Below are 18,573 nucleotides of genomic sequence, written 5' to 3'. Positions count from 1 at the left end.
CCGGGTGCCGGTCGATTACGTCGGAGGTAATGGCGAGGGGGCACGCCGCGGACTCTCCGTACCAGGTCACAAGTGTGCCTTCAGAACAGCATGTGCGCCGAGGAGCCACATCGGGAACCAAGCGCCGTCCTCTCCCGGCCCCAGCCCCGCACACCCCCTGGCCCCACGCCGGCCCCCGAACCCGCAGACGCGCCATGACACAGCAACCCTTTGTCATGTCCTCTACTAGACGGCAGGGTGAGTGTCCCCGAGGCGGTCAGGTCGTCGCGGGGGCGCCGGGCCGTCACCGGGCGGGCCGGTCACAAGGAGGGGATTCCGTGCGGGTTCTTCACGGACGTCCGCGCACGCCCACGCGCACCACGGCGTACAGCCGAGGTCGCCGACAACTGTCGTCAGCCCTACTCGTCGTGCTGCTGGGCCTGTTGGCCGCCCTCGTCGCACCCGCCACCGCGAGCGCCGACCCCGGCGATCCGAATCCGAACATGATCGACTGGACCGTCGTCGACTCGTTCCGGGGCACGGCGGGCAACGACATCCCGTTGCGGGAGGGGCAGAGCGACTGCAAGGCGCCGCAGTGCAACCCTCCCGTGGACGGTTTCGGCAGGCGGCACATCCTGGAACACGGTGTGGTGCCCGACCACGACGACATCCAGGAGACCGTCGGTACCGAGGGGTTCTGCGTCCCCGCTCCGGACAACCGGGTGATCTGCACCAACACGGACGCCAGCCTCGTCGTCGTGTACGTCACCCACAACGATCCGCGCTCGGGCGACGGAAGGCCGTTCGGGATCATCACGGCCTACTACTTCCTGCCCTGCCTCCAGGCTGCCGCCTGCCCCGGTCCGGAGCAGCCCCACAAGGTGGACACGGCCCTCACCTACACCGGCGCCGACAGCGCGGTGAACGGATCGCCGGCCCGCCTCTCGGCGAAGCTCACCAACGACTTCGGGACGCCGGTCGGCGAACGTGCCGTGCGGTTCGCCCTCGGCACGGGGGCCACGCAGCAGACGTGCACCGGCACCACCACGGCATCGGGCACGGCGACCTGCACCATCGACCCGGTCGACCAGCCGCAGGGGGCGTCGAACGCCGTACCTGTCGCCGTCAGCTTCGGCGGCGACGACGACTACAACCCGTCCGGCACGTCCGCCGAACTGGGCCTGACCTCGCCGACCGACCTCGACTACACCGGCGTGACCCACCTGGCCAACGGGACTTCCGCCCGGCTGGCCGCCGAGCTCACCGACTTCCGCGGAGACGCGGTGGCGGGGCGCACCGTGCGCTTCGCCCTCGGCACCGGGGACGACGAGCAGACGTGCACGGGGACGACGAGCGACACCGGGACCGCTGCCTGCACCGTAGCGTCGGTGGACCAGCCGCTGACCGACGCCGCCACCGTCCCGCTGCGCGCGTCCTTCGCCGGTGACGCCGGCTATCTCGCCTCCGACACCTCCGCACAGCTGAAGCTGCAGTACGCGACAGGGCGCGCCTACGGCATGTCGGCGCACGTCGGTCTCCTCGGCGTACCGCTGCTGGAGATCGAGCCGCAGCCCGACACCGGAACCGTCCGCACGGCGGACGCGACCGCGACCGACACCCCGTGCTCGGCCGCGTACACCTCGCCGCTGCTGTCCGCGCAGAAGCTGTGCCCCGAGGTCACCACGACGCTCGCTCCCGGCAGGGTCACGGCGGTCTCGACCGTGGCGCAGGCCCGCATCGGACTGCCCGGGGTGCCCGTCATCGAGGTGTCCGGGCTCAGCGCGACCGCCGCGAGTCAGTGCGGCAAGGCCACGGGCAGCACCGCACTCACCCTGAAGATCGCGGGAGTTCCGGTTAACGTGTCGGGTGATCCGAATACGGAGATCCCGCTCGTCGGAGGTGGCCGGCTCATCGTGAACGAACAAGTGCCCTCAAGCGCCGCCGACTCGGGCGTCAAGGTCAACGGCGTCCACCTCGTCCTTCCGGCCGGCGGCGGTGACGTCGTCCTGGCCTCGGCGGACAGCGCGATGCACAACTGCGGTGACTGACGACCACGTCGAGCCGGGCGGGCCGCAGGAATACACGGATGTGTTCCTGCGGTCCGCCCGCCGGGCCGTCCAGGACCTGTGCGAGCGGCGGGGCGCCGAACTGGAGTCGCTCACCTGCGACGTCGCGCCCGGCGCCGCGGGCGACGTGGTCGTCGCCGCCACGACGGTGCTGCACTTCCGCGGTCGCCGTTGCGTCTTCCGCCGGGGGATCTGGCCGCCGAGCCACCCCGCCGCCACCCGGGCCGCCATCTACGCGTCCGTACTGGAGGAGTGCCTGCTGACGCGGGTGCGCCCCCCGTTCGGCGGCGACGGGTCGCCGGTCGATCTCTGATCGCGCACTCACCGGCGCCCGCTCCCAGGAGGTCACAAAGCCCGCTGCCCACAGGCCCGTTGGCCCGGACCCCCTGAGCGTTCCCCGCGAACATGACACACTGCACGCAGACTTCGGCGCGTGGGGAGGCGTGGCGTGAGTGAGCGGCGGGCTGCGCCCACCGTGGGGCAGGTGGTGCTGGGGCGGCGGTTGCAGGAGCTTCGGGAGGCCGCCGGGCTGAAGCGCGAGGAGGCGGCCAGGGTGCTGCGGGTCGCCCCGGCGACGGTGCGGCGCATGGAGATGGCCGAGGTCGCCCTCAAGATCCCCTACGTACAGATGCTGCTGGAGACGTACGGGGTGGCCGACGGCGAGGTGAGCGCGTTCGTCGCGCTGGCCGAGGAGGCGAACCAGCCGGGCTGGTGGCAGCGTTTCCACGACGTGCTGCCCGACTGGTTCAGCATGCACGTCAGTCTCGAGGGCGCCGCCCGGATGATCCGCTCGTACGAGCCGCACTTCGTTCCCGGTCTGCTGCAGACCGAGGACTACGCGCGCGCCGTGCTGGAGGCCGGGACGGTCGGACAGACCGGCCCCGAGGCCATAGAGCGGCATGTCGCGCTGCGCATGAACCGGCAGAAACTGCTCACCCGCGAGAACCCGCCGCACCTGTGGGTGATCATGGACGAGACGGCCCTGCGCCGGCCCGTGAGCATCGACGGCGGGGTCATGCGCGACCAGATCGACCGGCTTCTCGCGGCCATGGAGGGTGATCACGTCACGCTCCAGGTCGCCGAGTACGCGAGCGGCCCGCACCCGGGGACGTACACGTCGTTCGCGCTGTTCCGCTTCGCGGAGCCCGAGCTGCCGGACATGGTGTACAGCGAGTACGTCACCGGCGCCCTGTACCTCGACTCGCGCCCCGAGGTGTCGCAGCACCTGGAGGTCCTCGACCTCATGTCCGCCCACGCGGCGTCCGTGCAGCGCACCAGGAAGATCCTCCAGGAGTTCCGCGAGAGCTTCTGAGTCGCCGTCGCACCCATCGAGCATCTTGAGGAGCAGCCGCATGACCGACCGTGAAGCCGCGCCCACCCGCGTGGACACCAGCCGGCCCCACCCCGCTCGCGTCTACGACTGGTGGCTGGGCGGCAAGGACAACTACCCGGTGGACGAGGAGCTGGCGCGCAGGATCCTCGCGGCGGACGGCACCGCGGTGCGCGGGGCACGCGCCAACCGCCGGTTCATGCACCGGGCGACGCGGGCGGCCGCCGACGCGGGGATACGCCAGTTCCTGGACATCGGGACGGGCATCCCCACGGAGCCGAACCTGCACCAGGTGGCCCAGGGCAGCGCGCCGGAGTCGAGGATCGTCTACGCCGACAACGACCCGATCGTGCTGCGTCACGCGCAGGCGCTGCTGCACGGCACCGCCGAGGGTTCCACCGAGTACGTGCACGCCGACGTCCGGGACCCCGGGACGATCCTGCGGCTGGCCGGTGAGTCCCTGGACCTCACCCGGCCCGTCGCGCTGTCGCTGGTCGCGCTCACCCACTACCTGGGCGACGCCGGCGAGGACGACGTGTACGGGCTGCTCAAGGGGTATGTCGACGCGCTCGTGCCGGGCAGCTTCCTGGTGCTGTCCCAGGTGACCTCCGACATCAGCCCGGAGGGGGTGGCGAAGGCCGCCGAGCTGTTCCGCCGGAGCGGCACGCCCTTCTACCCCCGTTCGCGGGCCGAGTTCACACGGTTCTTCGACGGTCTCGAGCTGGTCGACCCGGGCGTGGTCGCGGTCTCCGAGTGGCGCCCCGAGGAGGAGGACCTGGCGGCGCAGGCGGAGGGTCCCGTCCCGGTGTACGCGGGGGTCGCCGTGAAGTCCTGACCCGTACGGGTGCCGTGAACGGGTGCGCTCCCGCGCCCGCCCCTAGGTTCGAGACACGGGGTGAGCAAGGGAGCGCACGTGACGGACACGCGGACACCGCCCACCGAACCGGGCGCGGCGCTGCTGCGTGCCGGACGGTTCTTCCGCCACGGCACAGCGGCACCCGACCTGCACAGCATCGGTCTGACCGGCGGCCGCGAGGCGGACTCCTTCTACCGGGACCGCTGGAGTCACGACAAGGTCGTGCACTCGACGCACGGGGTGAACTGCACCGGCTCCTGCCGTTGGAAGGTGTACGTCAAAGACGGCATCATCACGTGGGAGACCCAGGAGACGGACTACCCGTCGGTGGGGCCCGACCGTCCCGAGTACGAGCCGCGCGGCTGTCCCCGGGGCGCCGCGTTCTCCTGGTACACGTACTCCCCCACCCGGGTCCGTCACCCCTACGTCCGGGGCGTCCTGCTGGAGATGTTCCGGGAGGCGAAGGGGCGGCTGGGCGATCCCGTGCTGGCCTGGGCGGACATCCAGGGCGACCCGGAGCGCCGCCGCCGCTACCAGCGGGCGCGCGGCAAGGGCGGCCTGGTGCGCGCCGGCTGGGACGAGGCGGTCGAACTGGTCGCCGCGGCGCACGTCCACACGATCAAGGCACACGGCCCGGACCGCATCGCCGGGTTCTCCCCCATCCCCGCGATGTCGATGGTGTCGCACGCGGCCGGGGCGCGTTTCATGAGCCTGATCGGTGCGCCGATGCTCTCCTTCTACGACTGGTACGCCGATCTGCCGGTCGCATCGCCGCAGGTCTTCGGCGACCAGACCGATGTGCCGGAGTCGGGCGACTGGTGGGACGCCGCGTACCTGATGATGTGGGGTTCGAACGTCCCGGTGACCCGGACGCCGGACGCGCACTGGATGGCGGAGGCCCGCTACCGCGGCCAGAAGGTGGTGGTGGTCGCGCCGGACTACGCGGACAACGCGAAGTTCGCGGACGAGTGGCTGCACCCCCACCCCGGCACGGACGGCGCGCTCGCCCTCGCGATGGGGCATGTCGTCCTCAAGGAGTTCTTCGTCGACCGTCGGACGCCCTTCTTCACCGACTACGTGCGGAAGTTCACCGATCTGCCGTTCCTGGTGACGCTGACGGAGAAGGAGGACGGCGCGTACGTCCCGGCGAAGTTCCTGCGCGCCACCGAGGTGGGCCAGGCCGGTGAGGGCGCCGAGTGGAAGACGGTGGTGCTGGACTCGGTTACCGGCCGGGCGGTGGTACCCAACGGTTCTCTCGGGTTCCGCTGGACGGAGTCCGGCAAGGGCCGGTGGAACCTCGAACTGGGCGACATCGAGCCCGAGTTGACGCTGTACGAGCATGAGGCGGCGGGCGGGGTCGAGGTGCTGCTGCCGCGCTTCGACACCGAGGGCGGCGAGCACGGCCAGGGCCGCGGCGACGTCGTGCGCCGGGGTGTTCCGGCGACGCAGCTGGGCGGGCGCGGGGGTCCGCTGGTGACGACGGTCTTCGATCTCCTGCTCGCCCAGTACGGGGTCGGACGGCCCGGTCTGCCGGGCGACTGGCCGTCCTCGTACGAGGACGCCGGGACGCCGGGAACGCCGGGCTGGCAGGAGGTCCACACGTCCGTCCCGGCGGCCAAGTGCGTAAGGATCGCACGGGAGTTCGCGCGCACGGCCGAGCGGTCGCGGGGCCGCTGCATGATCCTGATGGGCGCGGGGACCAATCACTGGTTCCACTCCGAGACGATCTACCGGGCGTTCCTCGCGCTGCTCCAGCTCACCGGCTGTCAGGGCCGCAACGGCGGCGGCTGGGCGCATTACGTCGGTCAGGAGAAGTGCCGCCCGGCCACCGGCTGGGCCACGCTCGCGGGGGCCGGGGACTGGAGCCGGCCGCCGCGGCAGATGATCGGCACCGCGTACTGGTTCCTCAACACCGACCAGTGGCGTTACGACCGGTTCGCGGCCGACGTGCTCGCCTCCCCGCTCGGCGAGGGCCGTTTCGCGGGCATGACGGCGGCGGACTGCCTGGCGCTGTCGGCGCGCGTGGGGTGGATGCCGTCGTATCCGACGTTCGACCGCAATCCGCTGGAGCTGGGTGCGGCGTTCGGCGATCCGGTGGCGAACGCGGTGGCCGAACTCCGGGCGGGCACACTGAAGTTCGCCTGCGAGGACCCCGACGCGCCGGAGAACTGGCCGCGCGTGCTCACCCTGTGGCGCGCCAACCTGCTCGGTTCGTCGGCGAAGGGCGCCGAGTACTTCACCCGGCATCTGCTGGGCACCCACTCGTCGCTGCGCGCCGAGGAGGCGGAGCCCGGGGTCCGCCCCCGGGACGTGACCTGGCGCGAGGAGGCCCCCGAGGGCAAGCTCGACCTGCTGCTCTCCCTCGACTTCCGGCAGACCTCCTCGACGTTGCTGTCGGACGTGGTCCTGCCCGCGGCGACCTGGTACGAGAAGCACGACCTGTCGACCACCGACATGCATCCCTACGTGCACTCCTTCGCCCCGGCGGTGGACCCGCCGTGGCAGGCCCGCACCGACTTCGAGACGTTCAAGGCGCTGGCCGAGCGGCTGAGCGAACTCGCCGTCGACCATCTCGGCGTGCGCAAGGACCTGGTGGCCACCGCCCTCCAGCACGACACTCCCGGCGAGGTCGCCCAGCCCGGTGGGGTGGTACGCGACTGGAAGCGCGGCGAGTGCGATCCGGTGCCCGGCGAGACCCTGCCGAACCTGGCGGTGGTGGAGCGCGACTACACGGCGATCGGCGCCAAGTTCGCGGCGCTCGGCCCACTGGTGGAGCGGCTGGGGCTGCCCGCGAAGGGCATCGCCCTGCGGCCGGACGAGGAGGTCGGGCACCTGCGGGAGCTGAACGGCGTCGTGCGCGGCGGCCCAGCCGACGGGCGGCCCGCGCTCGACACGGCGGTGAAGGCGGCGAACACGATCCTCGCACTGTCCGGGACGACCAACGGGCGCCTGGCCACGCAGGGGTTCCGCACCCTGGAGGCGCGCACGGGGCAGGACATGGCGCACCTGGCGTCCGAGCACGAGGGCAAGCGGATCACGTACGCGGACACCCAGGCCGCGCCGGTGCCGGTGATCACCTCACCGGAGTGGTCGGGCAGCGAGTCGGGCGGCCGGCGCTACACCGCGTTCACCCTCAACACCGAGCACCTCAAGCCCTGGCACACCCTCACCGGACGTCAGCACCTCTTCCTGGACCACGACTGGATGCACGAACTGGGCGAGGCGCTGCCGGTGTACCGGCCGCCGCTCGACATGCACCGGCTGTTCGGCGAACCACGCCTCGGAGCGGACGGACAGGCGGAGGTGACGGTCCGTTACCTGACGCCGCACAACAAGTGGTCCATCCACTCCGAGTACCAGGACAACCTGTTCATGCTGTCGCTGTCGCGGGGCGGCCAGAACATCTGGATGTCCCCCGAGGACGCGGCGGCGATCGGCGTGCGGGACGACGACTGGATCGAGGCGGTGAACCGCAACGGCGTGGTGGTGGCCCGCGCGGTGGTCTCGCACCGGATGCCGGCGGGCACGGTCTACATGCACCACGCCCAGGAACGCACGGTGAACGTCCCGAAGACGGAGGCCACCGGCAAGCGCGGCGGCATCCACAACTCGCTGACGCGGCTGCTCCTCAAGCCGTCCCATCTCATCGGCGGTTACGCCCAGTTGTCCTGGGCGTTCAACTACCTGGGCCCGACGGGCAACCAGCGCGACGAGGTGACGGTCGTCCGTCGCCGCAGCCAGGAGGTCGAGTACTGATGCGCCCGATGGCCCAGATCGCGATGGTCATGAACCTCGACAAGTGCATCGGCTGCCACACCTGTTCGGTGACCTGCAAGCAGGCGTGGACCAACCGCAGCGGCATGGAGTACGTCTGGTTCAACAACGTCGAGACCAGACCGGGACAGGGATATCCCCGCCGCTACGAGGACCAGGAGAAGTGGCGCGGCGGCTGGGAGCTCAACCGGCGCGGCGCGCTCAGGCTCAAGGCCGGCGGACGCCTCCACAAGCTCGCGGGAATCTTCTCCAACCCCGAACTCCCGGAGATCAAGGACTACTACGAGCCCTGGACGTACGACTACCGGAACCTCACCGAGGCCCCGCTCGGCGACGACTTCCCGGTGGCGCGGCCCGTCTCGCAGCTGACCGGGAAGCCGATGAAGATCGAGTGGTCCTCGAACTGGGACGACAACCTGGCGGGTGCCCCGGAGCTCGCCGAGCAGGACCCGATGGTGCAACGCCTGCGCGAGCAGGCCTCGGAGAAGGTGAGGTTCTCCTTCGAGGAGACCTTCATGTTCTATCTGCCGCGCATCTGCGAGCACTGCCTCAACCCGTCGTGCGTGGCGTCCTGCCCGTCGGGTGCCATGTACAAGCGGACCGAGGACGGCATCGTCCTGGTCGACCAGGACCGCTGCCGGGGCTGGCGCATGTGCGTCACCGGCTGCCCGTACAAGAAGGTGTACTTCAACCACCGGACCGGCAAGGCCGAGAAGTGCACGCTGTGCTATCCGCGGGTGGAGGTCGGGCTGCCGACCGTCTGCTCCGAGACGTGCGTGGGCCGGCTGCGCTACCTCGGGGTGATGCTCTACGACGCCGACCGGGTCACCGCCGCCGCGTCCACCGCCGACGACAAGGCCCTGTACGAAGCCCAGTTGGGCGTGTTCCTCGACCCCGAGGACCCGGCCGTGCGCGGTGCCGCCGAGGAGGCCGGGATCCCGCACGACTGGGTGGAGGCGGCCCGGCGCTCCCCGGTGCACGCCCTGATCAGCAAGTACCGGGTGGCGCTGCCCCTGCATCCGGAGTACCGCACGATGCCGATGGTCTGGTACATCCCGCCGCTGTCCCCCGTCGTCGACGCGCTGACCGGGACCGGGCACGACGGGGAGGACCTGGACAACCTGTTCGGTGCGATCGACACCCTGCGCATCCCCCTCGAATACCTCGCCGAACTCTTCACCGCGGGCGACGTCGGGCCGGTCCGCGCCTCCCTCGGCAGGCTCGCCGCCATGCGCTCCCACATGCGTGCCCTCAACCTCGGCGACCAGCCCGACGCGTCGATCGCCGCGTCGGTCGGCATGAGCGGCACGGAGATCGAGGAGATGTACCGGCTGCTGGCGATCGCCAAGTACGAGGAGCGGTACGTGATTCCGACGGCCGCCGTCGGGGACGCCCGGCGCCTGGAGGAGTCCGCGCTGCCCGACGGATGCAGCCTCGACTACGAGGGCGGTCCCGGCATGGGTGGCGACGGGCCCTTCGGCCAGGACTCGGGCCGCAGACGGCTGCCGCTCGTGTCCGTGGAGAACTTCCACGTCCTGCGCCGGCGGCAGACGACGGACCGGGAGGACACATGAAGCCGCACGCCGTGCTCTACCAGGCCGCCGCGTACTGCCTGTCGTACCCGGACGAGACGTTCCGCGAGCGGCTCGGGCTGCTGCGCGCGGCGGCCCCGGAACTCGCGGAGTTCCTCGATCACGCGGCCGCCGAGCCGGCCCAGGACCTCGCCGCGCACTACGTCCAGGTCTTCGACTTCAAGAACCGGCACAGCCTCTACCTGAGCTGGTGGCGCGACGGCGACACCCGGCGGCGCGGCATGTCGCTGGTGCGCTTCAAGCAGGTGTACCGGGACCACGGCATGGAGTTCACCGGTGAGGAGCTGCCGGACTTCCTCCCGGCGGTCCTGGAGTTCTCCGCGCACGCCGGGCCGTTCCTGCTGCGCGAGCACCGCGCCGGGCTGGAGCTGCTGCGTCTCGCGCTCACCGACTTCGGGACGCCGTACGCGTCCGTGCTCGACGCGGTGTGCGCCACGCTCCCCGGTCCCTCGCCCAAGGACCGTGCCGAGGCCCTCGCGCTGGCCCGGTCGGGGCCGCCGCGCGAGGAGGTCGGCCTCGAACCCTTCGGCGGCCTCGAACCCTTCGGCGGTCCCGAACCGTCCGGTGGCCTCGGTCCCTTCGGCGGCCGGGCGCCGTCCGGGCCCGCCGCCGAAGACCTCGCGGGCATCGGAGAGAACTCATGAGCACACTCCTGTGGGGCGCCCTGCCGTACATCGCCTTCGCGCTGCTCGTCGCGGGACTCGTCTGGCGTCACCGTTACGACAAGTTCGGCTGGACCACGCGCTCGTCCCAGGTCTACGAGTCGAGGCTGCTGAACATCGCCTCCCCCGCCTTCCACTACGGGATCCTGTTCGTGCTCGCCGGGCATCTGGTGGGGCTGTTCGTCCCGGAGACCTGGACGCGGTCGCTCGGTGTCGGCGAGCACACCTACCACCTGTTCTCGCTGTACGGGGGCACGGCGGCGGGTGTCCTCACGGTGCTCGGCATCGTGCTGCTGATCTACCGCCGGCGCACCAACTCGCCGGTCTTCCGCGCGACGACCGTCAACGACAAGCTGATGTACGTGGTGCTGCTCGGCGCCATCGTGATGGGCATGGTCGCCAAGCTGGCGCACACCTCGGGCGACGGCTACAACTACCGCGAGACCATCGCCCCCTGGGCGCGCAGCCTGTTCACACTGCGGCCGAGGACGGAGCTGATGGACAGGGTACCGGTGCTGTACCAGGTCCACGCGGTCATCGGGATGGCGCTCATCGCGCTCGTCCCGTACACGCGCCTCGTGCACATGTTCAGCGCCCCGGTGCAGTACCTGTTCCGGCCGTACATCGTGTACCGATCCCGCGACCCGAGGCAGCTCGGGCCGCGGCCCGCACGGCGCGGCTGGGAACGGACGGACGCCTGACCCGCACGCGGCCGGGCTCGCTCGCCCGGCGGCCGGTCAGGCGGCGCCGCCCTTGGCCTCGCCGTCCCTGGTCTCGTCGACGATCTCCGCGTCCACCACGCCCTCCTCGTCGCCCTGTGCCTGCTCTGTGGGAGGCTCGTCCTGCGGAGGCCGGGTCTGCTGGGCCCGCGCGTACATGGCCTGGCCCATCTGCTGGCTGACGGTGGCCAGCTTCTCGATGCCTTCGCGCAGCACGGCCGTGTCGGTGGTGCCTTCCAGGAGCCTCTTCAGGTCGGCCGCCGCGGCCTGCACCTCCGTCCGGGTGTCCGGCGGAACGCGGTCCTCGTTCTCGCGGAGGAACTTCTCCGTCTGGTAGACGAGCTGCTCGGCCTGGTTGCGGGTCTCCGCCTCCTCCCGGCGCCTGCGGTCGTCCTCGGCGTACTGCTCGGCCTCGCGCATCATGCGGTCGATGTCGTCCTTGGGCAGCGCGGAACCACCGGTGACGGTCATCTTCTGCTCGCGACCGGTGGCGAGGTCCTTCGCCGAGACGTGCATGATGCCGTTGGCGTCGATGTCGAAGGCGACCTCGATCTGCGGGACCCCGCGCGGCGCGGGCGGCAGCCCGGTGAGGTCGAAGACGCCGAGCTTCTTGTTGTACGCGGCGATCTCCCGCTCGCCCTGGTAGACCTGGATGCCCACCGAGGGCTGGTTGTCCGCGGCCGTGGTGAAGATCTCCGAACGCCTGGTCGGGATCGTCGTGTTGCGCTCGATGAGCTTGGTCATGATGCCGCCCTTGGTCTCGATGCCGAGGGACAGCGGCGTGACGTCGAGCAGCAGCACGTCCTTGACGTCGCCGCGGATCACTCCGGCCTGCAGCGCGGCGCCGACGGCGACGACCTCGTCGGGGTTGACGCCCTTGTGCGGGTCCTTGCCGGTGAGCTCCTTCACCAGGTCGGTGACGGCCGGCATCCGGGTGGATCCGCCGACCAGGATGACGTGGTCGACCGCCGACAGCTTCACGCCCGCGTCCTTGACCGCCTGGTGGAAGGGGGTGCGGCAGCGGTCGAGCAGGTCCGCGGTGAGCTCCTGGAACTGCGCCCGGGTCAGCTTCTCGTCGAGGTGCAGCGGGCCGTCGGCGGTGGCGGTGATGTAGGGCAGGTTGACGGTCGTCTCGGTCGAGCTGGACAGCTCGATCTTGGCCTTCTCGGCGCCCTCGCGCAGCCGCTGGAGCGCCATCTTGTCGTGGCCCAGGTCGATGCCGTGCCCGGCCTTGAAGCGCTGGGCGAGGTGTTCCACGATCCGCTGGTCCCAGTCGTCGCCGCCGAGCCGGGTGTCGCCGTTGGTGGCCTTCACCTCGATGACGCCGTCGCCGATCTCCAGGAGCGAGACGTCGAAGGTTCCTCCGCCGAGGTCGAAGACCAGGACGGTCTGCTCCTCGCCCCGGTCCAGCCCGTACGCCAGGGCGGCCGCCGTGGGCTCGTTGATGATGCGCAGGACCTTGAGCCCCGCGATCTCGCCCGCCTCCTTGGTGGCCTGGCGCTGCGCGTCGTCGAAGTAGGCGGGCACCGTGATCACGGCGTCCGTGACGTCCTCGCCGAGATACGCCTCGGCGTCGCGCTTCAGCTTCTGCAGCACCCGCGCGGACAGCTCCTGCGCCCGGTAGCGGGTGCCGTCGACGGAGCCGCTCTCCGGGAAGCGCCAGCTCACGTCGCCCATGTGCCGCTTCACGGAGCGTGCCGTGCGCTCCACGTTCGTGACCGCCTGCCGCTTGGCGACCTCGCCGACGAGCACCTCGCCGTTCTTGGCGAAGGCCACCACGGAGGGTGTGGTGCGCGCGCCCTCGGCGTTCGCGACCACGGTGGGGTCGCCGCCCTCCAGGACGGCCACCACCGAGTTCGTCGTCCCGAGATCGATCCCGACCGCACGTGTCATGTCCGTCCCCTTCCGCGAACTCTGCCCAATATCCAGCACAAAACTTGAGTGCCTGGTTGTCAATGGGACGGATGGCCCTCCGGGGGCCGCCGCGGCCCGGCAGGACCGCACGGGGCCGTCGCGACGGCCCTCCCGGCGGGCCGCGGCGGTACGGCGGCCCGGACACGGCGCTGCCGCGGCCCCCGGCAGGGGGACCGCGGCAGCGATGCGGACGGCTGTCAGGCGAGCTTCGCCGACAGGGTGATCGTCGTGCCGGTCAGAGCCTGGCTGACCGGGCAGTTCTTCTTGGCCTCCTCCGCCGCCGCGACGAAGCCGTCGTTGTCGAGGCCGGGCACCGTGCCCTCGACGGTGAGGTGGATGCCGGTGATGCCCTCGCCGGGCTGGAACGTGACGTCGGCGTTGGTGACGAGCTTGGCGGGCGGGGTACCGGCGCCGGCCAGGGCGTGCGACAGCGCCATGGAGAAGCAGCTGGAGTGGGCGGCGGCGATCAGTTCCTCGGGGCTGGTCTTGCCGTTCGCGTCCTGGGCCCGCGACGCCCACGTCACCGGCTGCTGGCCGATGCCGGAGGAGTCGAAGGTGACGACGCCGTTGCCTTCGAGCAGGTTGCCTTCCCACACGGTGTGTGCGGTGCGCGTGGTTGCCACGATGTGTCCTTTCGCGTGTGGTCCCCCTCGCGGGGGCCGTGTCCTCATCCGATCACACCCGGACCCCGCGCACCCACCGGATACGACGCCGACCTGCCGGACCGTGCAGGTGATTTCCCCGGCGGGGGCGAAGGCCGGGGTGAAGTGCGGGGGGTGAAGTGCGGGCCCGTCGGCCCGAGCCGGTGCGGGCCGGGTCAAGTGGTCGGGGAATCACGGGATTCGGCGGGGTGTCTCACGGACCGGGCGCGCCGCGGCCCGCGGCGGACGCGTCACCGCACCCGGAAAACCGGCCCGCGCGCGGTGAAGGGGAGCCGTGCGCCCTGCGGGATCAGGTACGCGTGCTCGCGGCGCACCCGCAGCACGTCGCACTCACCGTCCGTGATCACCAGCACGGGCGCGCCCGGCGGGAAGTCGTCGGCGCGGTGCAGCAGGTCGATGCCGGGCTGCAGCACCGTGCCGCCGCGTCCGTGCACGCGGACGCGTCCGGCGATGTCGGTCGGCGGCAGATAGCCCGCGTCGTGCGGCGCGGCGTCGCAGAAGACGACCCGGGCGGCGGGCACGTCACGGGCGTCGGCGTACGAGGCGATCGCGCCCAGGGCCTTGCCGAGCAGGGTGCGGTCCATGGAGCCCGAGGTGTCGAGGACGACGCCGAAGGTGCAGCGGGCGATCTCCTCGGGCGGGAAGTGGCGGCCCGCGCGCGGGATGTCGGGGGTGGACGCCTGGCGGCGCGCAGGACGCGCGTAGCTGCGCACCGGTTCGGGACGGGGCACGAACTCGTCGAACCAGCGGGCCAGTCGGGCGTCCCAGGGCAGCGGGGGGTGGCTGAGTGCGCGGATGTCCTCCACCAGTCCGCCCGGCAGGTAGCCGCGCTCGTGCTGCTGGTGGAGGTCGAGGCCCTGGGCGAGTCCCCGGCGGTAGAACTCGTCGAGGTCGACGTAGTCGCGCGGCGCGCCGAGCGGGCCGCCGAGGATGTCGCCGGCGCCCTTGCCGCGCAGCGTGGACAGGCGGCGTACCCGTCGCAGGTCGCCGGCGATCCGGTCGTAGACCTCCTCCGCGGACAGGTCCTTGAGGTCCGGGTCGTACAGCAGTCCTTCGGGCATCGTGCCGATCTGCATCTCGCACAGCCAGCCGTTGACGACGTAGTCGGCGGCGACGTTGAAGAGGTAGGGGTCGCGGGGGCCGCAGCGGTCGCCGTGTCTGAGGGCGGCGTGCAGCATCTCGTGGGCGAGGACGAACCGCCACTCCTCGTCGTCGAACCGACGGAGCGGGTTGATGTAGATCTCGGCGGCCTCCGCGTCGACGGCGGCGACGGAGATGCCGTGGGCGCGGGCGAGTTCGGCGTCGGCGACGAGGGTGATGCCGGCGGCGACGCCGCCGAGCAGCGGGTAGGAGGAGACGAACCAGCTCAGCGCCCGCTCCCAGGGCTGGAGCCGGACGGGTCCGCCGCGCATGGAGGCCCGGCGGCCGCCGGCCAGGTCCATGGCCGCGGACACGGTGCGGGTCAGGGCGTGCGCGAAGGCGGTCGGCCAGTCCGGCGGGCTGCCGCCGCTCCAGCTGTTCCACGGCACGAGCACCTGGTCGGGCCCGTCGCCGACCGTGCCGCAGTGCTCATACATGGGCGGGATGCCGTCCCGGCGCCAGCGTGCGGCGAGCTTCTCCTCGTCGCCGTCGGGGTAGGAGGCCGGCAGGTCCTCGGGGGTCAGGCCGATCGGGAAGCCGAGCAGGAAGCGGTTGACCACGACACAGCGGGCGGCGAGGGCGCAGCGGTCGGGCTGTTCGCGCTCGCCGGTCGCGGCCGGTACGTGGCCGAAGCCGAGGTGGATGACGGCGTGGGCGACGGCCCAGGCCCACGCGGCGGGTTCGGCGCGGCGGGTGGGGTGGACATGCAGGACGCCGTCGGAGTCGACACGCACCAGTCCGTCCCGGGGCGCCCGCACGCAGCTTTCCTGACGGCAGGTGCTGAATCCGACGGCGGCCAGCGCACGGTTGGCGCGCACCAGCCGCATGCCCTCGGCGAAGGCCTCGGCGGCCGGGTCCGGCTTGTCCTCGGGGCCCTGGGCGTGGCGCCGGCTCACTGCCGGGCCTCGACCAGGCGCGGCATGTCCCGGGCCGCCTCCACCAGGAACCACGCGGGCAGGACGGGATTGCCGTCGGCGTCGCCGGCGATGACGGTCTGGGCGACCTCGACGGAGATCTCGGCGAGCTGGACCAGGAGGGACTTGGCCCGGTAGGCGGTCTGGCGGCCGTTCTCGGAGAGATGCCCCCGGTCGGCGGGCAGTTCCTTGACGAGACGGCCGCGGAAGGACTCGGCGAGGTAGTAGAGCAGGTCACGGTCCTCGGGCCGGTGGGGCCAGCGGGCGTCGCCCTTGACGATCGCCTCGATGCCGAAGCGGCTGCGCACGATCTTGACGTAGCCGCAGAAGGCGACGGCGTGCGCGGGGGTCAGCGTGCCGTGCGCGATCACCTTCAGCGTGGCTTCGTCGAGGGCGGCGCCGAAGGAGTGGAGGGCGTCGGAGAGCATGTGCCAGGAGCGGGGCGTGGAGAAGGGCTCCTCCGTCTTCGGCGGTTTCGACCACAGGTGGTCGGGCCGGTCGGCGAGGTGGTCGAGGACCCAGGGGTGGATGTCGTGGGCGGCGGCCCAGGCGAGCCAGTCCTTCGGCGACGCCTCCAGGTGCACATGGGTGAGGCGGTTGACGAGGGCCGAGGCGATGGGCCGGGCCAGCGCGTTGTCGGTCGCGCGGTTGCCCGCGCCGATCACGATGGAGCCCTTCGGCAGTTCGTAGTTGCCGATGCGGCGGTCCAGGATCAGCGAGTAGAAGGCCTTCTGCACGTCGGGGGTCGCCGCGTTCAGTTCGTCGAGGAACAGGCAGTACGGCTCGTCGCGGGCGATCGCCTCGGGCGGGCAGAACACCGAGCGGCCGTCGCGGATCTGCGGCACTCCGATGAGGTCCTCGGGGGCCAGCTGGGTACCGAGCAGGCTCACGCACTCCAGGCCCAGCGATTCGGCGAACTCCCTCACGAGGGAGGACTTCCCGATGCCGGGCGCGCCCCAGATGAAGACCGGCCGTACGGTCGCGAGACCGAGCAGCAGTTCCGGTATGCGGGCGGGGGTGACGGTGACGGCTGCCTGCACGCGCAAGCTCCTCGGTGGTGTTCGACAGGGGGCCGCAGGTGCGCGGTGTCCGATGCGAACAGTGTGGGCACCGGTGACCGGCCGTCGCAGCCCATTTTCTCGTGTGCGGGACCGCTCCCCGCCGCTCGCGGGACCTATCCCGAAGCGGCACCTGAGGCGCCGTTGCATGCCCGGGGCGCTGCCCCGATGGCCGGTATGCGCGCTGGGCAAACCCCTGCCGCGGTGACATTTTGAGGCCCCCTCGCCCCTCCGGGACCGAGCGCGGCGAGGTGGACCATCAGGGGGTTTGACCATGCGCATGATCTACTCGGACCGTGGTCCGTCACCGCTCGACTCGGGCAAGCCCGTTGCGGCCGGCCGGGATTCGACGTTCGGCTGGTGGGGCGCGTTCAGCATCCAGAAGTTCGTGAACCAGAACCCGCTCTCGCACACGCACGAGGACGCCACCGGGTGGCTCGCCTATCTCCAGCAGTTCTACGACCGCAACTTCTGGTTCGCGGACGGTGGCGCGCAGGTGTGGGCGTACGAGCAGGCGTACGACAACTGGCAGGACCGCTACGGTGTGGACGCCGTCGTCGCCGTCTACCACTCCGGACACGGCGGCATGGACGGCAACGGGGTGTTCTTCGCGCCGCTCGGCGCGGTGTGGGACGGCCGCAGTGACGCCGTGTCCAACCGTATGGCGTTCGGCGACGAGAAGGCGAACTACGTCTTCTGGTCCACCTGCAACTCGGTGCGTGTGCTGGACGGGCACACCCCGATCCGCACCTGGGCGGGCCCCAACCTCGGGTCGCGGATGCTCTTCGGGTTCGAGTCGACGAGCATCGACAGCCCCGACTACGGCCGGAAGTTCTGGGAGAAGTGGCGGGCCGGACAGACCTTCTGCGACGCCTGGCTGAACGCCTCGTGGGACATCTACCACGGGCAGGCCCCGTCGGTCGCGGCCACCGGCCCCACGCAGGCCGAGGCGACGAACCGTCTGAACTCCGAGCGGACCTTCTTCCGCGAGCACGTCTCCGACGCGTGGTACGCCTGGCGTTGGTACTACGCCCGCAGCAGCCTGCGCGAGGCGGCGACCGTCGTGCCGGAGCGGACCGTGCAGCTCGCGCCGCGCGATCCGAGCGCCGAACTCACCCGGCTCGGCCGGCTGGCGGACTTCCCGCCGGCCGCCCTGCAGGAGGTCCAGGTCGAGCGGCAGGGCGTGCTGAGCGCGGGTTCCGGCGACCGGTACGTGGCGACGGCACCGCTCGCCGCGCGCTGGGTGCGGCTCGCGGAGGCCAACCACCGCAACACCGAGCAGCTGGACACCGGCCGGGCGGTGGAACTGGCGCGCGCCTTCGCCGAGCAGCACGCGGACGGCGCCGAGCTGGCCGTGGAGTCCGTGCACGACCTGTGGCAGAACTCCGGCACCAAGGACGGCTCGCGGCTCGGTGAACCCGTGTCACTGGAAACACATGTGACGTTCCGTCAGGTCTTCGACGGGATCCCGGTGATCACGCCGGGCCGGGGCGAGATCCGGGTGGCGCTGGACAACGACGGGACCGTGGTGCAGGCCCACCTGTCGACGCGTGAGACAGCGGGCTCGACGCGCACGCCCAGCTCCGTGGTGGCCCCGCCGTCCGGTGAGGGGCCGCGGGCCGCGGTGGCGCCGCTGCCCCGCGACCCGGCCGAGTCGCTGGCCGCGGCCCAGCTCCGGCTGGTCGAGCATCTCGCCGTGGTGGGCTCGGACGCCGAGCGCCCGGCCGACGAGGTTCGCCGTCGGCTGGAGATCCGCGACGTGCCGGGCACCTCGCAGGTGGGCTACGAGATCGACGGCAACGAGGCGTTCCCGGCGGCCCGCAAGCTCATCGAGATCGGGCAGGCCGACAGCATGTTCAGGACGCGGCGCTGGGTGGTCGCACCGCTGGCGCGCTGACGGGGCGGAG

Annotated in this window: 13 protein-coding genes; 9 read left to right on the top strand and 4 right to left on the bottom strand. The window is 71.5% G+C overall.

Features of this window, described 5'->3' with window-relative positions:
• The first annotated feature begins 317 nt into the window (after positions 1–317).
• From ACSYGO_RS36445 to narI, 8 genes are all read left to right on the top strand, one after another.
• Positions 318–2,027, top strand: a complete 1,710-nt coding sequence (locus tag ACSYGO_RS36445) for a choice-of-anchor P family protein (RefSeq protein ID WP_460389176.1) — start codon at positions 318–320, stop codon at positions 2,025–2,027.
• The gene (locus ACSYGO_RS36440) at positions 2,020–2,358 is read left to right on the top strand and encodes a hypothetical protein (protein ID WP_460389174.1); all 339 of its coding nucleotides are present in this window, start codon (positions 2,020–2,022) and stop codon (positions 2,356–2,358) included. The genes ACSYGO_RS36445 and ACSYGO_RS36440 overlap by 8 nt, the downstream gene beginning before the upstream one ends.
• A gap of 135 nt (positions 2,359–2,493) precedes the next feature.
• Positions 2,494–3,357, top strand: a complete 864-nt coding sequence (locus tag ACSYGO_RS36435) for a helix-turn-helix domain-containing protein (RefSeq protein ID WP_426680868.1) — start codon at positions 2,494–2,496, stop codon at positions 3,355–3,357.
• Positions 3,358–3,397: 40 nt separating this feature from the next.
• Entirely contained in the window at positions 3,398–4,210 is an 813-nt protein-coding gene (locus tag ACSYGO_RS36430) for an SAM-dependent methyltransferase (RefSeq protein ID WP_426680869.1), read from the top strand.
• A 78-nt stretch (positions 4,211–4,288) separates the two neighbouring features.
• Positions 4,289–7,987: a nitrate reductase subunit alpha gene (locus ACSYGO_RS36425; RefSeq protein WP_460389173.1), complete on the top strand. Its 3,699-nt coding sequence runs from the start codon at positions 4,289–4,291 to the stop codon at positions 7,985–7,987.
• Positions 7,987–9,579, top strand: a complete 1,593-nt coding sequence (narH, locus tag ACSYGO_RS36420; protein WP_426680871.1) for a nitrate reductase subunit beta — start codon at positions 7,987–7,989, stop codon at positions 9,577–9,579. The genes ACSYGO_RS36425 and narH overlap by 1 nt, the downstream gene beginning before the upstream one ends.
• On the top strand, positions 9,576–10,241 hold the full coding sequence (narJ, locus tag ACSYGO_RS36415; RefSeq protein ID WP_460389171.1) for a nitrate reductase molybdenum cofactor assembly chaperone: 666 nt from the start codon (positions 9,576–9,578) through the stop codon (positions 10,239–10,241). Before narH ends, narJ begins: the two co-directional genes overlap by 4 nt.
• Complete coding sequence (gene narI, locus ACSYGO_RS36410) at positions 10,238–10,960, top strand: respiratory nitrate reductase subunit gamma (protein WP_460389169.1); 723 nt, start codon at positions 10,238–10,240, stop codon at positions 10,958–10,960. The genes narJ and narI overlap by 4 nt, the downstream gene beginning before the upstream one ends.
• Before the next feature lie 36 nt (positions 10,961–10,996).
• Here the strand turns inward: narI and dnaK are convergent, their stop codons facing one another.
• The 4 genes from dnaK to ACSYGO_RS36390 all read right to left on the bottom strand — a co-directional run bounded on the left by dnaK (position 10,997) and on the right by ACSYGO_RS36390 (position 16,648).
• Positions 10,997–12,871, bottom strand: coding sequence for a molecular chaperone DnaK (dnaK, locus tag ACSYGO_RS36405; RefSeq protein WP_426680874.1), 1,875 nt, complete (start codon positions 12,869–12,871; stop codon positions 10,997–10,999).
• A gap of 218 nt (positions 12,872–13,089) precedes the next feature.
• Positions 13,090–13,515, bottom strand: coding sequence for an OsmC family protein (locus tag ACSYGO_RS36400; protein WP_095937620.1), 426 nt, complete (start codon positions 13,513–13,515; stop codon positions 13,090–13,092).
• 269 nt (positions 13,516–13,784) lie between these two features.
• Positions 13,785–15,521 (bottom strand): vWA domain-containing protein, encoded by a 1,737-nt coding sequence (locus ACSYGO_RS36395; RefSeq protein WP_460389803.1) that lies wholly within the window; start codon positions 15,519–15,521, stop codon positions 13,785–13,787.
• Positions 15,522–15,586: 65 nt separating this feature from the next.
• Positions 15,587–16,648 (bottom strand): ATP-binding protein, encoded by a 1,062-nt coding sequence (locus tag ACSYGO_RS36390; protein WP_432176006.1) that lies wholly within the window; start codon positions 16,646–16,648, stop codon positions 15,587–15,589.
• Between the two features lie 292 nt (positions 16,649–16,940).
• On the opposite strand from ACSYGO_RS36390, the gene ACSYGO_RS36385 reads away from it, so the two are divergent.
• On the top strand, positions 16,941–18,563 hold the full coding sequence (locus ACSYGO_RS36385; protein WP_432176005.1) for a DUF6345 domain-containing protein: 1,623 nt from the start codon (positions 16,941–16,943) through the stop codon (positions 18,561–18,563).
• Positions 18,564–18,573 lie beyond the last annotated feature (10 nt).

The organism is Streptomyces krungchingensis (assembly GCF_054729265.1).
Note: the sequence above shows the minus strand (reverse complement) of the source record. Positions and strands in the feature narration are given on the sequence as shown.